13 protein-coding genes are annotated in these 13,309 nt (G+C 74.5%); 12 read left to right on the top strand and 1 reads right to left on the bottom strand.

Translation table 11 applies throughout. The features are described from left to right. Positions 1–88: 88 nt before the first annotated feature. From BLP29_RS17105 to BLP29_RS17050, 12 genes are all read left to right on the top strand, one after another. Positions 89–559, top strand: coding sequence for an Lrp/AsnC family transcriptional regulator (locus BLP29_RS17105; protein ID WP_207798563.1), 471 nt, complete (start codon positions 89–91; stop codon positions 557–559). An 82-nt stretch (positions 560–641) separates the two neighbouring features. Further along, on the top strand, positions 642–1,601 hold the full coding sequence (locus BLP29_RS17100; RefSeq protein WP_092806749.1) for an MBL fold metallo-hydrolase: 960 nt from the start codon (positions 642–644) through the stop codon (positions 1,599–1,601). Beyond that, entirely contained in the window at positions 1,598–3,229 is a 1,632-nt protein-coding gene (locus BLP29_RS17095; protein ID WP_092806747.1) for an FAD-dependent monooxygenase, read from the top strand. Before BLP29_RS17100 ends, BLP29_RS17095 begins: the two co-directional genes overlap by 4 nt. Further along, a complete protein-coding gene (locus tag BLP29_RS17090; protein ID WP_092806745.1) occupies positions 3,230–4,420 on the top strand; it encodes a homogentisate 1,2-dioxygenase in 1,191 nt (396 codons plus the stop codon). Then, positions 4,417–5,313, top strand: a complete 897-nt coding sequence (locus BLP29_RS17085) for a hypothetical protein (protein ID WP_207798562.1) — start codon at positions 4,417–4,419, stop codon at positions 5,311–5,313. Before BLP29_RS17090 ends, BLP29_RS17085 begins: the two co-directional genes overlap by 4 nt. Beyond that, positions 5,310–6,488: a fumarylacetoacetase gene (fahA, locus tag BLP29_RS17080; protein ID WP_092806743.1), complete on the top strand. Its 1,179-nt coding sequence runs from the start codon at positions 5,310–5,312 to the stop codon at positions 6,486–6,488. Before BLP29_RS17085 ends, fahA begins: the two co-directional genes overlap by 4 nt. Before the next feature lie 65 nt (positions 6,489–6,553). Continuing rightward, the gene (locus BLP29_RS17075) at positions 6,554–7,870 is read left to right on the top strand and encodes an MFS transporter (RefSeq protein ID WP_092806741.1); all 1,317 of its coding nucleotides are present in this window, start codon (positions 6,554–6,556) and stop codon (positions 7,868–7,870) included. 12 nt (positions 7,871–7,882) lie between these two features. Further along, entirely contained in the window at positions 7,883–8,542 is a 660-nt protein-coding gene (locus tag BLP29_RS17070) for an IclR family transcriptional regulator (protein WP_243470051.1), read from the top strand. Between the two features lie 32 nt (positions 8,543–8,574). Further along, the gene (locus BLP29_RS17065; protein ID WP_092806739.1) at positions 8,575–9,969 is read left to right on the top strand and encodes a glutamine synthetase family protein; all 1,395 of its coding nucleotides are present in this window, start codon (positions 8,575–8,577) and stop codon (positions 9,967–9,969) included. A gap of 241 nt (positions 9,970–10,210) precedes the next feature. Further along, the gene (locus BLP29_RS17060; RefSeq protein WP_092806737.1) at positions 10,211–10,690 is read left to right on the top strand and encodes an Hsp20/alpha crystallin family protein; all 480 of its coding nucleotides are present in this window, start codon (positions 10,211–10,213) and stop codon (positions 10,688–10,690) included. Between the two features lie 62 nt (positions 10,691–10,752). After that, positions 10,753–11,028, top strand: a complete 276-nt coding sequence (locus BLP29_RS17055) for a helix-turn-helix domain-containing protein (RefSeq protein WP_243470050.1) — start codon at positions 10,753–10,755, stop codon at positions 11,026–11,028. 264 nt (positions 11,029–11,292) lie between these two features. Continuing rightward, positions 11,293–12,189, top strand: a complete 897-nt coding sequence (locus BLP29_RS17050; protein WP_092806735.1) for a hypothetical protein — start codon at positions 11,293–11,295, stop codon at positions 12,187–12,189. A gap of 126 nt (positions 12,190–12,315) precedes the next feature. Here BLP29_RS17050 and BLP29_RS17045 read toward each other — a convergent pair whose 3' ends face one another. Then, positions 12,316–13,248: a M56 family metallopeptidase gene (locus BLP29_RS17045; RefSeq protein ID WP_092806733.1), complete on the bottom strand. Its 933-nt coding sequence runs from the start codon at positions 13,246–13,248 to the stop codon at positions 12,316–12,318. Between the last annotated feature and the right edge of the window lie 61 nt (positions 13,249–13,309).

The following is a 13,309-nucleotide window of genomic DNA, read 5'->3' as shown; positions in this document are numbered from 1 at the left end:
CGCCGCCGACCATCTGCGCAACCATCGTGCGACACGATGAGCGATCTGCCCACCGTGGACCCGCCGACCAGGGAGCGAGCTGCGCACCGTGCACACCCTCGACGCCACCGACGCCCGCATCCTGCTGGCCCTCGACGACGACCCCCAGGCCTCGACCATGGCGCTGGCCACCCGGCTGGGCCTGGCCCGCAACACCGTGCACGCCCGGCTGCGCCGCCTGGAGGACGACGGCACCCTGCAGGCGCACAGTCGCCGGGTCGACGCAGGCGCGCTCGGCCGCCCCCTGCTGGCGTTCATGACGCTGTCGGTGACCCAGCGCGACGCCCAGGCCGGGACCGCGGCAGCCCTGGCCGCGATCCCCGAGGTGGTCGAGGTGCTGGCCACCACCGGTGACGCCGACCTGCTGGCCCGGGTGGTCGCCGTCGACACCGCCGACCTCTACCGGATCACCGAGCTGGTGCTCGCCGCCCCGGGCGTCGAGCGGGCCAGCACCTCGATCGCGCTCGTCGAGGTGGTGCCGCTGCGCATCGCCCCGCTGCTGCACGAGCGCGCCGACTGAGGGTTGTGGCCCGGCTCACCCACCAGCTACGGTCGTGCTCGACAGGCGAGCGCGTTGCTCGCATTACGAGCATGGAGGCACTGTGGCCAAGCCGTTCGCATCGTCGGCCGACCTCGGCGCGAAGGAGCAGACCCTCGAGGTCCTCGCCGACGGCGTCTACGCGCTGACCGCCGAGGGCGACCCCAACCTCGGCGCGGTCGAGGGCGAGGACTTCCTGGTCTGCTTCGAGGCGCTGGCCACCCCGGTCGCCGCCCGCCGCTGGCTGGCCAAGCTCCGCGAGCACACCGACAAGCCGGTGCGCTACCTGGTGCTCAGCCACTACCACGCCGTCCGGGTGCTCGGGGCCTCCGCGTTCGACGCGGAGATCATCGTGAGCAGCGAGCAGACGAAGGGGCTCATCGCCGAGCGCGGCCAGCAGGACTGGGAGAGCGAGTACGGCCGCATGCCGCGGCTGTTCGAGGAGCCCGAGTCGATCCCCGGCCTGACCTGGCCCACGATGACCTTCCGCGACAGGTTGACCATCGAGCTGGGCGGCGACCGCGGCGAGCTGGTGCTCGAGCACGTCGGCCGCGGCCACACCGAGGGCGACATCGTGGCCTGGCTCCCGAAGCACGAGATCCTCTTCGCCGGCGACCTGGTCGAGAGCCAGGCCGCGCTCTACACCGGCGACGCGTTCCACTTCGACTGGGCGGCCGGCACGCTCGACCGGGTCAAGGCCTTCGGCGCCCAGCAGCTCATCGGCGGCCGCGGCGCGATCGCCCGTGGCCGCGACGAGGTCGACGCCGCGGTCGAGCAGACCCGCGCCTTCCTCACCACGATGCACGACACCGTCGGCACCGCGCACCGCTCGGGCGGCACCCTCAAGGACGCCTTCGACGCCACCCACGCCGCGCTGGCCCCGAAGTTCGGGCACTGGCCGATCTTCGAGCACTGCCTGCCCTTCGACGTCTCGCGGCTGTGGGACGAGTTCGAGGGCGTCGAGCGCCCGGTCATCTGGACCGCCGAGCGCGACCGCCAGGTGTGGGACCAGCTGCAGTCATGACCGCACCGGTTCTCGTCGTCGGCGCGGGGCCGGTGGGGCAGACCACCGCCCTGCTGCTGGCCCGGTGGGGGTTGCCGGTCGTCGTCCTCGACGCCCGGTCCGAGCGCGACCTGGTCGGGTCCAAGGCGATCTGCCAGCAGCGCGACGTGCTCGACGTGTGGGACTCCGTCGGGGTGCAGGTGGCCCCGCACGGGGTCACCTGGACGACGGCGCGCACCTTCCACCGCGACCACGAGCTGTTCTCCTTCGACTTCGTCGACCGCGGCGCCTCGCCGTTCCCGCCGTTCGTCAACGTCAGCCAGTGCCGCACCGAGGAGCTGCTGGACGACGCGATCGCCGCGCAGCCGCTGGTCGAGGTGCGCTGGGGCTCGCAGGTCACCGGCATCGACCAGGACGAGGACGGCGTCACCCTGCGCTGCACCGACGGCAGCACGCACCGCGGCAGCCACGCCGTCGTGTGCGGGGGCGCCCGGGCCGAGCTGCTGCGCCGGGAGCTGGGCCTGACGTTCGAGGGACGCACCTTCGGCGACCAGTTCCTCATCTGCGACATCCGCACCGAGCTCCCCGGGTGGGAGACCGAGCGCAGGTTCTACTTCGACCCGCAGTGGAACCCCGGCCGGCAGGTGCTCATCCACCCCTGCCCCGACTCCACCTTCCGCATCGACTGGCAGGTGCCGCCCAGTTTCGACCTCGACGCCGAGGAGGCCTCCGGCGGTCTGGACGCCCGCATCCGGATGGTCGTCGGCGACCGGCCCTACGAAGTGGTCTGGAAGTCGGTCTACCGGTTCCACTCCCGGGTAGTGGACCGCATGCGCGTGGGCCGGGTGCTGGTCGCCGGCGATGCCGCGCACCTGGTCTCGCCGTTCGGCGCCCGCGGGCTGAACTCCGGGGTGCTGGACGCCGAGAACGCCGCCTGGAAGATCGCCTTCGTGCGGCGCGGGCTGGCCGGCGACGAACTGCTGGAGAGCTACTCGGCCGAGCGGCACGCCGCAGCGGTGGAGAACCTCGACGTCACCGGCGCCACGATGCGGTTCCTGGTGCCCGGCAGCCCCGAGGAGGCCGCGCACCGGCTCGAGGTCCTCGAGCGCGCCGGCACCGACCCGGCGGCCCGCGCCCAGGTCGACAGCGGCCGGCTGGCCGAGCCGTTCTGGTACGTCGACTCCCCGCTCACCACCCCCGACCCGCGGCGACCGTTCGCCGGCCGGCCCGCGCGCGGCGACGTCCCCGAGCCCGCGCCCGGTGTGCTGGCCCCCGACGTCCCGGTGGTGGTCGCCGGTCGGCCCGAGCTGACCCGGCTGCGCCAGCTGGCCCGGGAGGGCCTGACGGTGCTGGTGGGTCGGGACGTCGACCTGCCCCGGACCGACGGCGTCGCGCTGCACCGCATCGACGACCTGGACGCCGGCGGTCTGCTGGCCACGGCGCTGGGGGCACGCCCCGACGAGCTGTGGCTGCTGCGCCCGGACGCCCACGTCGCCGCCGTCCTCACCGACCCGGCCGACCTGCCGGCCGCCCTCGCCCGCATCGTGACCCCCGCCGTGGCAGAAGGACCCCACTGCACCCCCGCCCTCGCAGGCTCGGGCCGGGCCCCTGCAGCGAGGTCGGCCACCACCCGATTGGAGTTCTCCTAGATGGCGTTCTACCGGCAGGTGGGCAGCGTCCCGCCCAAGCGGCACACGCAGCACCGCACCCCCGAGGGCGCGCTGTACCGCGAGGAGCTGATGGGCGAGGAGGGCTTCTCGTCCGACTCCTCGCTGCTGTACCACTCCGGCGTCCCCAGCTCGCTCGTCGACGCCCGCACCTGGGAGCTGCCCGATCAGGCGCTCACCCCGAACGCCCCGCTGCTCCCCCGGCACCTGAAGCTGCACGACCTCGCCTTCGCCACCGACGCCGACCCGGTGCTCGGCCGGCGGCTGGTGCTCGGCAACGCCGACGTCCGCATCCACTACTCGGTCGCCTCGTCGCCGAGCCCGTACTACCGCAACGCCACCGGCGACGAGTGCGTCTACGTCGAGCGGGGCTCGGCCGTGGTCGAGACCGTGTTCGGCGCGCTGACCGTCGGCACCGGCGACTACGTCGTGATCCCCCGGGCGACCACGCACCGCTGGGTGCCCGACGGCGAACTGCGCACCTACGCGGTCGAGGCGAACAGCCACATCGCCCCGCCGAAGCGGTACCTGTCGAAGTACGGGCAGCTGCTCGAGCACGCGCCCTACTGCGAGCGCGACCTGCGCGGACCCACCGAGCCGCTGGTCGTCGAGGGCACCGACGTCGAGGTGTACGTCAAGCACCGCGGCGACGGGCCCGGCGGGCTGGCCGGCACGGTGCACGTGGTGCCCGAGCACCCGTTCGACGTGGTCGGCTGGGACGGCTGCCTCTACCCCTACGCGTTCAACATCAGCGACTTCGAACCGATCACCGGGCGGGTGCACCAGCCACCGCCGGTGCACCAGGTGTTCGAGGGCGGGGGCTTCGTGATCTGCAACTTCGTGCCGCGCAAGGTCGACTACCACCCGCTGGCGATCCCGGTGCCCTACTACCACTCGAACGTCGACAGCGACGAGGTCATGTTCTACGTCGACGGCGACTACGAGGCGCGCAAGGGCTCGGGCATCGGCAAGGGCTCGATCTCGTTGCACCCCGGCGGGCACAGCCACGGCCCGCAGCCCTCGGCCATCGAGGGCTCGCTGGGTGCCGAGTTCTTCGACGAGCTCGCGGTCATGGTCGACACCTTCCGGCCGTTGTCGCTCGGCGAGGCCGGCACCGCCTCCGACGACGGGCACTACGCCTGGACCTGGTCGGGCCGCGGGCCCGCGTCGTGACGTTCGCGGGGTTCCTCGACGACGCGGCGGTGTTCCCGCCCGGCGACGCCCCGATGGCGGTGGCGGTGCCGGCGCACGCCCGGCTGGTCGCCGAGCTCGGGGACCTGGTCGGGCCGTTCGTGGTGCCCACCGCCCGCCTCGACGAGCTGGCCCACGTCCTGCAGGACGACGGGCTCGGGGACGACGGGCTCGGGGACGGCGGGCTCGGGGGCGGCAGGCTCGGGGGCGGCAGGCTCGCCGTCTCGGTGATCGCCGCGCAGCCCGACGTGCCGGCCGCGGTCTCCCGCGTCGCCGCCGTCGCCGGCCTGCGCCTGGCCGCCGTCGAGGTGCCCGGGGTGACCGAGGCCGCCCAGTGGGGCCGTACGGCCCGGGGCGCCCGACACCCGGACCCCGAGCGAGCCCTCGACGGGGTGCCGGCCGACGTCCCCGTGTTCGTCGAGCTGCCCCGGACGGCGGCGCGCGACGACCTCCTGGACGCCCTCGCCGCGACGGGCACGCGGGCCAAGCTGCGCACCGGCGGCCTGCGCGCCGACCTCTTCCCGTCGGCGGCGGAGCTGGCCGGCACCATCACCGCCTGCGCGCAGCGCGGCGTGCCGTTCAAGTGCACCGCCGGCCTGCACGCCGCCCTGCCGCACACCGACCCGGCCACCGGCTTCGCCCACCACGGGTTCCTCACCGTGCTGCTGGCCGCGCACGCCGCGGCCACCGGCGGCGACCCCGAGGCGTGGCTGCGCGAGCACGACGCCGAGCGGGTGGTCGCGGGGCTGCGTGCCGCCGACCTCCCCCGCGCCCGCGCCGCCTTCACCTCCTTCGGCACCTGCAGCGTCACCGAGCCCGCCGGCGACCTGCGCGCCCTCGGCCTCCTCCCCGCACCCGATCGGATCCCCGCATGAACCCGCTCGACCTGCCCGAGGGCACGCTCTTCGGCGCCGACAACCTGCCGTACGGGGTGTTCTCCACCCCGGGCAGCACACCGCGCACGGGGGTGGCGATCGGCGACCACGTGCTCGACCTGGCCGCGGCCACCGGCGACGGCGTGCACGCCACGGGCAGCCTCGACGCCTTCCTCGCCCGGGGGCCGCAGGCGTGGGCCGCCGTCCGGGCGCAGCTCGTGCGGTGGGTGACCGAGGACGCCGCGGCGGTCGAGCCGCACCTGCTCCCCCGGGACGCCGTCACGATGCACCTGCCGTTCACCGTGGCCGACTACGTCGACTTCTACAGCTCCCAGCACCACGCGGAGAACATCGGGTGCATGTTCCGGCCCGACTCCCCGCCGCTGACCCCGAACTGGAAGCACCTGCCGATCGGGTACCACGGCCGCGCCGGCACCGTGGCCGTCTCGGGCACCGACGTCGTCCGGCCGAGCGGGCAGCGGAAGGCGCCGGCGGACGACCTGCCCACCTTCGGGCCCAGCCGGCGGCTGGACATCGAGGCCGAGGTCGGGTTCGTCGTCGGCGTGCCCTCCGACGGCCCGGTCACCGTCGACGCGTTCGCCGAGCACGTGTTCGGGGTCTGCCTGGTCAACGACTGGTCCTCCCGCGACCTGCAGGCCTGGGAGTACGTGCCGCTGGGCCCGTTCCTGGGCAAGTCGTTCCTGACCTCGGTGTCGCCGTGGGTGGTGCCGCTGGCCGCGCTGGAGGCCGCCCGGGTCGACCCACCGGCGCGGGAGCCCGCCGTCCTGCCCTACCTCGACGACGCCGGCCTGCGCTGGGGCCTGGACCTCGCCCTCGAGGTGCACCTCAACGGCGAGCACGTCAGCAGCCCGCCGTTCGCGCAGATGTACTGGACGCCGGCCCAGCAGCTGGCGCACATGACGGTCAACGGGGCCACCCTGCGCACCGGCGACCTCTTCGCCTCCGGCACCGTGTCGGGCCCAGGTCGCGACCAGCGGGGCTCGTTCATCGAGCTGTCCTGGGGCGGGGCCGAGCCGCTGACGCTCGCCGACGGCTCCACCCGCTCGTTCCTCGAGGACGGCGACACGGTGACCCTCACCGCCACGGCCCCCGGCACCGGCGGCGGCCGCATCGGCCTCGGCGAGGTGACCGGCACCGTCCTGCCCGCCCGCTGATCCCCCCTCCGAGCCCCTGACGAGCCCCGCCGAAGCACCGCCGAACCACCGCCGAGGAGCGCACCGTGACGACGACGTCCGACCCCCGCCCGACCACCCGCGAGGAACGCAAGGTCCTGGCCGGCACCCTCGCCGGCACCACCATCGAGTGGTACGACTTCTTCATCTACGCCCAGGCGGCGACCCTCGTGCTCGCGCCGCTGTTCCTGGCCCCGGTGAGCGAGGGCAACGAGGCGCTGGCCACCGTGCTGTCGCTGGCCACCATCGGCATCAGCTTCCTGTTCCGACCGCTGGGCGCGATCGTCGCCGGCCGCTACGGCGACCGGCTGGGCCGCAAGAAGATGCTGGTGTTCACCCTGCTGCTCATGGGCGGCTCGACCGCGCTCATCGGGCTGCTGCCCACCTACGCCTCGATCGGCGTCGCCGCGCCGGTGATCCTGGTCGTGCTGCGGGTGCTGCAGGGCTTCTCCGCCGGTGGCGAGTGGGGTGGCGCCGCGCTGATGGCCGTCGAGCACGCGCCGTTGTCCAAGCGCGGGCTGTTCGGCGCCTACCCCGGCGTCGGGGTGCCGCTCGGGCTGATCCTGGCCACCGGCGTGCTGCTGCTCATGACGTCGGTGACCACGCCCGACCAGTTCCTCGAGTGGGGCTGGCGGGTGCCGTTCCTGCTCTCGATCGCGCTCATCGGCATCGGGTACCTGATCCGCCGCTCCGTCGAGGAGAGCCCGGTCTTCCGCGAGCTGCAGGAGCGCAAGCGCGAGTCCTCGGCCCCGCTGCGCGACCTGTTCGCCACGAACACCAAGCAGGTCGTGCTGACCGCGCTGGTGTTCGTGGCCAACAACGCCGCCGGCTACCTCGTCATCGCCTACTTCATCGGCTACGGCACCCAGACCCTGGGCCTGGCCCGCGGCCCGGTGCTCACCGCGATCGTGGTGGCCTCGGCGTCCTGGCTGGTGTTCACCCTGTACGGCGGCGCGCTCAGCGACCGCATCGGCCGGGTGCGCACCTTCCAGATCGGCTACGCGCTCGTGTTCGTCTGGATGATCCCGATGTTCCTGCTCGTCGACTCGGCGAACATCTGGGCCTTCGGGCTGGGCGTCGTCGTCCTCACGATCGGGCTGGGGCTGTCCTACGGGCCGATGTCGGCCATGTACGCCGAGCTGTTCCCGGTCGCCGTCCGGTACTCGGGGGTCTCCATCGGCTACGCCCTCGGCGCGATCCTCGGCGGGGCGTTCACACCGGCGATCAGCGAGCTGCTCGTGCAGCGGACCGGGACCGGCATCTCGGTGGGCGTCTACATGATGGTGCTGGCCGCGATCTCCTTCGCCGCGGTCACGGCGATCCGCGAGACCCGCGGCGCCGACCTGGGTGTGGACGGCCACTGACATGCTGACCCGGTGACCGCGCCGCAGTCCCAGACCCTCGACCGGGGTCTGCGCATCCTGGAGCACCTGGCGGCCACCGGGTCGCCCCGGCCGGTCATGGAGATCGCCACCGCGGTGGACCTGCACCGCTCGATCACCTACCGGCTGCTGCGCACGCTGGAGGACCGCGGCTTCGTCGAGCGCGACGACGCCGGCCGGTTCGGACTGGGGCTCACCGTCTCGGTGCTGGCCCGCGGCGTGCGCACCAGCCTGCAGGCCGCGGCCAACGCCCGGCTCGCCCCGCTGGTCGAGCGGTTCGGGTGCACCGGGTTCCTCGTCGTCCGGGCCGGGGACGACGCCGTCACCCTCACCAGCGTCGAGCCCCGCGACGTGCCCAGCCACGTCACCCGGCGTCCGGGCACCCGGCACCCGATCGGCCGCGGTGCCCCCGGGCTCGCGCTGCTCATGCCCGACCCCGACGCCGAGCACGACCGCCCCGAACTGCGCACCGCCCGGGCCACGGGGTGGGCGGTCAGCGAGGGCGAGGTCATCCCCGGGGTCCGCTCGCTGTCGGCGCCGGTGCGCGGGGCCGCCGCGGCCGCCGCGGTGGTCTGGACCGGGCATCGGGACGACGAGGCCGAGCTGGGCGCCGCCGTGGTGGCCGTCGCCCGGGCGATCGCCGCCGATCTCTGACGCCCCGGGCGCCCAGGTGTGAGACTCCCGGCATGGACCAGCTCGACACCGCCACCCGGGACGCCCGCCGCTCGGCCGCCGAGGCCCTGCTGCCCGAGCTCGAGGACGCCGGGGTCACCGCCGTCGCCCTGCCCTGGGTCGACACCTCGGGCATCACCCGGGTGAAGACGGTGCCGCTGGCCAAGCTGCCCTCGGCGGCGCAGTGGGGCGTGGGCATGAGCCCGGTGTTCGACGGCTTCCTGCTCGACGACTCGATCGTCGCCGGCCGGTTCGCCGGCTCGGCGATCGGCGACCTGCGACTGCACCCGGACCTCGCCCGGCTCACCGTGCTGGCCGGTCAGCCCGGCTGGGCGTGGGCGCCGGTGGACCGGTACACCCAGGCGGGGGTGCCGCACGTGCAGTGCTCCCGCTCGCTGCTGCGCCGGATGGTGTCGGACCTGGGCGACCTGCACGTGCGGGCCGCGTTCGAGGTCGAGTGGGTCGTGTCCCGCCCCGACGGCACGCCGGAGGACGCCGACGCCTTCGTGCCCGCGCTGTCCGGCCCGGCGTACGGCATGACCCGGCTGGCCGAGGTCAGCGACTACGGGCGCGACCTGCTCGACGCCCTCACCGAGCAGGGTGTCGCGGTCGACCAGTTCCACCCCGAGTACGCCGCCGGCCAGCTCGAGGTCTCGGTAGCCGCCCAGGACCCGGTGGCCGCGGCCGACACCGCCCTCCTGGTGCGTGCCACCATCACCGCGGTGTCGGCCCAGCACGGGCTGCGGGTGTCGTTCTCGCCCAAGGTCACCGCGGACGGCGTGGGCAACGGCGGGCACCTCCACCTGTCGCTGAACCGGGGCGAGGAGAACCTCATGAGCGGGGGCGAGGGCACCTTCGGGCTGACGCCGGAGGGCGAGGGCTTCACCGCCGGGCTGCTGGCCCACCTGCCCGGGCTGCTGGCCGTCGGCGCGCCCTCGGTCGCCTCCTACCTGCGGCTGGTGCCCTCGCACTGGGCCGGCGCCTACGCCGCGTGGGGCCTGGAGAACCGCGAGGCCGCGCTGCGGTTCGTCACCGGCCCCGACGGCAACCGGCAGGCCTCGGCCAACGTCGAGGTCAAGAGCCTCGACCTGGCCGCCAACCCCTACCTGCTCATGGCCGGGTGCCTGGCCGCGGGGCTGGCCGGGGTGCGGGCGGGGGCGCGGCTGCCCGACCCGGTGGGCGTCGACCCCGCCTCGCTGACCGACGAGGGCCGCCGCGAGGCCGGCATCCGCCCGCTGCCCGCGTCCCTGGCGGAGGCGGTGCAGGCCTTCGAGTCCGACGAGGTGCTCACCGGGGCCTTCGGCGAGGAGCTGTCGGCGACGGTGGCCGACGTCCGGCGGGGCGAGATCGCCCTGTTCGACGGCGCCTCCCCGGAGGCCGTCTGCCGCGCGGTGCGCTGGAAGCACTGACCCCGCACCGCGCCCGCACCCCTCCCCCTTCCGCCCTGCCCCGCCCCTCACGCGCCTGCCCGCCGTTGATCTTGCAGAAGCGCAACGGTGGCGCGCCGGGGTGCGGCGTTGCGGCGTTGCGGTTCTGCAAGATCGACGAATTTTCCGTGTTTGCCATGCGGCGCGGTGTAGGTATTCTGTAGTCGTCGCTGGAGGTTCAGCGACTGGACAACAGCACAGCTCTTCCGGAGGTGTCTTCCTGATGCTCACCGCGTACGACCCGTTCGGCTCCGCCAGCCCGCTCTCCTCGGCCTTCCGTGCCCTCGACCAGCTCACCTCGCGCGCCGGCACCACCACCGCCCGCGCTCTGGCCGGCATGCCGATGGACGCCTACCGCGTCGGCGACCAGTTCGTCGCCCACTTCGACCTGCCCGGCGTCGACCCGGGCTCGATCGACCTGTCGATCGAGGGCACCACGCTCACCATCTCGGCCGAGCGCTCGGTGCCGCAGCTCGAGGGCGCCGAGTGGTCGGTGGCCGAGCGGCCCTTCGGCAGCTACACCCGCCAGCTGGTGCTCGGCCGCAGCCTGGACACCGAGCGCCTCGAGGCCAGCTACCACGACGGCGTGCTGACCGTCAGCATCCCGGTGGCCGAGAAGGCCAAGGCCCGCAAGATCACCGTGAGCCGGTCCGACACGCCCGCCACGATCGAGGGCGCCGCACCCCAGGCCGTGGAGAGCTGACCGCCGACTCGTCGGAGGGGCGGGCCCACCCCGCCCCTCCGGCACCTGATCCCCTGGCCCGGTTGGACGACCCCGACCGGGCCACGTTCACGATCGGCCAGGCCGCCGAGCTGCTCGGCGTCCAGGTCGCGTTCCTGCGCAGTCTCGACACCGCCGGCGTCGTCGAGCCGGCCCGCTCGGCCGGTGGGCACCGCCGCTGGTCGCGCGCCCAGCTGGTGACGGCGTCTCGCATCCGCCTGCTCCTGGACGACGGCCACAGCCTGGTCTCCGCCGAGGTCATCGTGGCCCTCCAGGACGACGTCGCCACCCTGCAAGCTCGTCTCGACACCCAGACCTGACCCCGCCGTCCGCCCACCCCGCGCTCCTGCCCGCCCGCACGCATCCGCCCGCTCGGTGTCGTCGATCTTGCAGAAGCGCAACGCCGACACGCCTGCCGCCGGCGAGCCACCGTTGCGGTTCTGCAAGGTCGACGAGTCGGTCTGGCCCCGGACGGCGTAGCAGGTTCGGCTCGGGGGCGCTGGTCGGCGTCCACATCGCCGGGTGCTGTCCACAGATGTCGCCTGGGCGCCCGTCGCGGGCGAAGGTGGCCCCAGGGTCGCGGCATGGTCGAGCACCCCACCGCCTACAGCCGTCGATCGGCCCTCGCCGCCGGCTGGACCTGGCGGACCGTCCAGGCCGACGGCGTCCGCGTCGGGCGCGGTGCTTGGCTCTCGCGATCGGTGGACCCCACCCTGCTCAACGCCTGCCGCGCCTGGGCCACCGTGCTCCCCGCGACCGCGACGTTCGGTCTGCAGACCGCGGCGGCCCTGCACGGGGCGCCGGTGGTCCGCACACCCACCCGACCCCAGGTCGTCGTGCTGCCGGGCACCGCGCCGCCCCGCCACCGCGGACTCGTCGCGGTCAGCCGTGACCTCACCCCGAGCGACGTCGTGGTGCTGGTCGACCGGGTGACCCGAGCTCCCCTGCTGCGGGTGACGTCCGGCGCCCGCACCTGGCTCGACCTGGCAGCGACGACACCGGACGACGAGCTGGTCGCCATCGGTGACGCCCTGCTGCGCAGCGGCCGCATGACGGCCGAGCAGCTCACCGACCTGCTGGCCCGCTCCGACCGCGTGCGCGGGGTGCGCCGGGCCCGCCACCGGGCACCGCAGCTCGACGGGCGCGCCATGTCCCGCCCCGAGAGCCTGATCCGGGTGTGGTTGCTCGACAGCGACCTGCCCGACCCGGAGATCCAACCTGCGGTCCTCGACCGCAACGGCGACGAGGTCGCGCACAACGACCTCGGGTGGCGGCGCTACCGGGTGCGCGTGGAGTACGAGGGCGACGGCCACCGCTCGCCCGAGCAGTTCGGCCGGGACGTCGACCGGTACACGAACATGGCGGCCGACGGCGAACTGGTCCTGCGGTTCGCCAAGCAGCACCTGCACCGGCGCACGGACGTCGTCGACCGCTGCCGCCGGGCCCTGCTGTCCCGCGGGTGGACCCCCGACGCTCCGTGATCTTGCAGTTCGGCAACGGCGGCACGCCGTCCGTCGGCGTGGCGGCGTTGCCGAACTGCAAGGTCAACGGGGGGCGGATCGGGCCGGGGCGCGGGAGCCCGACGCGGGAGCTCGACGCGGCGCGCGTCAGACCAGGGCGGGGAGCAGGAGCAGGGCGGTCGGGAGCAGGAGCAGGGCAGCCGCCGCACCCACCGCCAACGGCCTCGCCCAGCGCGGCAGGGGCTCGGGTGGGTCCAGCAGGCGGGTGACCCGGGTCGTCAGCACCCCGCCGTTCACCGCCAGCGCACCCCGTGGGGCACCACCCTCGGCGGCGGCGACGATCGCCCTCGCCAGGGTGCGCCGCGGGGCGGGGTCGGCCAGCGCCCGGAGGGCTACGTCGTCGGCGCGCATCTCGACCAGGTCGCGGACGGCGTCGTGCGTGCGGTCGGCGGCCGGCAGCACGGGCAGCGCCTCGCGCCAGGCCACGAAGGGCAGCAGCAGCAAGTGGTGGCGCTCGCCCAGGTGCGCCCGCTCGTGCGCGACCACCGCCGCCAGCTCCGCGGGGGCCAGCTCGGCCACCATGCCCGACGAGAGCACCAGCAGGGGCCGCGCCCCGGGGATGCAGAAGGCGGCGGGCACCGGCGACTCGAGCACGCGTGCGTCGACGCCGGGCACCGGGTCGACGATCAGCTCCAGCAGCGCCCGGTGCCGGGCCCGGGTGCGGGCGGTGCGCACCAGCGAGAGCACCAGCACCCCGAGCAGCTCGAGCGCCAGGACGGCGGCCAGCGTCTGGGCCACCCAGTGGTCCCCGCGCACGGGCTGCTGGGGCAGCTCGCCGGTGAACCAGTGCTGCGCCCACGCCCACCACGCCGCGGGCAGCGAACCGCCCCACGGCGAGAGACCGTGCACGAGCAGGGCGCCGATCATCGAGAGGCCCCCGGCCAGGCCGATCGCCTGCCAGAGCACCAGCGCGGACACCGGGTCCCGGCGCGGCCAGCGCGCCCGGGCGAGGACCGCCGGCACCGGCCAGGCGAGCGCGAACGCCAGCAGGCCGAGCAGGACGGCGGTCAACGGCAGCACGGGGTCAGCGCCGGACGGTGGAGGCGGCCAAGGCGGACGAGATCGAAGGGGTCAGCACGGC

Origin of the sequence: Klenkia marina, from assembly GCF_900101025.1 — a bacterium.
GTDB lineage: Bacteria > Actinomycetota > Actinomycetes > Mycobacteriales > Geodermatophilaceae > Klenkia > Klenkia marina.
Note: the sequence above shows the minus strand (reverse complement) of the source record. Positions and strands in the feature narration are given on the sequence as shown.

What these genes read in the sequence shown, in the direction of transcription:
- fahA (WP_092806743.1), top strand. Translation starts at nt 5,310, where the DNA reads ATGAACCCGCTCGACCTGCCCGAGGGCACGCTCTTCGGCGCCGACAAC.
- BLP29_RS17060 (WP_092806737.1), top strand. Translation starts at nt 10,211, where the DNA reads ATGCTCACCGCGTACGACCCGTTCGGCTCCGCCAGCCCGCTCTCCTCG.
- BLP29_RS17095 (WP_092806747.1), top strand. Translation starts at nt 1,598, where the DNA reads ATGACCGCACCGGTTCTCGTCGTCGGCGCGGGGCCGGTGGGGCAGACC.
- BLP29_RS17050 (WP_092806735.1), top strand. Translation starts at nt 11,293, where the DNA reads ATGGTCGAGCACCCCACCGCCTACAGCCGTCGATCGGCCCTCGCCGCC.
- BLP29_RS17065 (WP_092806739.1), top strand. Translation starts at nt 8,575, where the DNA reads ATGGACCAGCTCGACACCGCCACCCGGGACGCCCGCCGCTCGGCCGCC.
- BLP29_RS17090 (WP_092806745.1), top strand. Translation starts at nt 3,230, where the DNA reads ATGGCGTTCTACCGGCAGGTGGGCAGCGTCCCGCCCAAGCGGCACACG.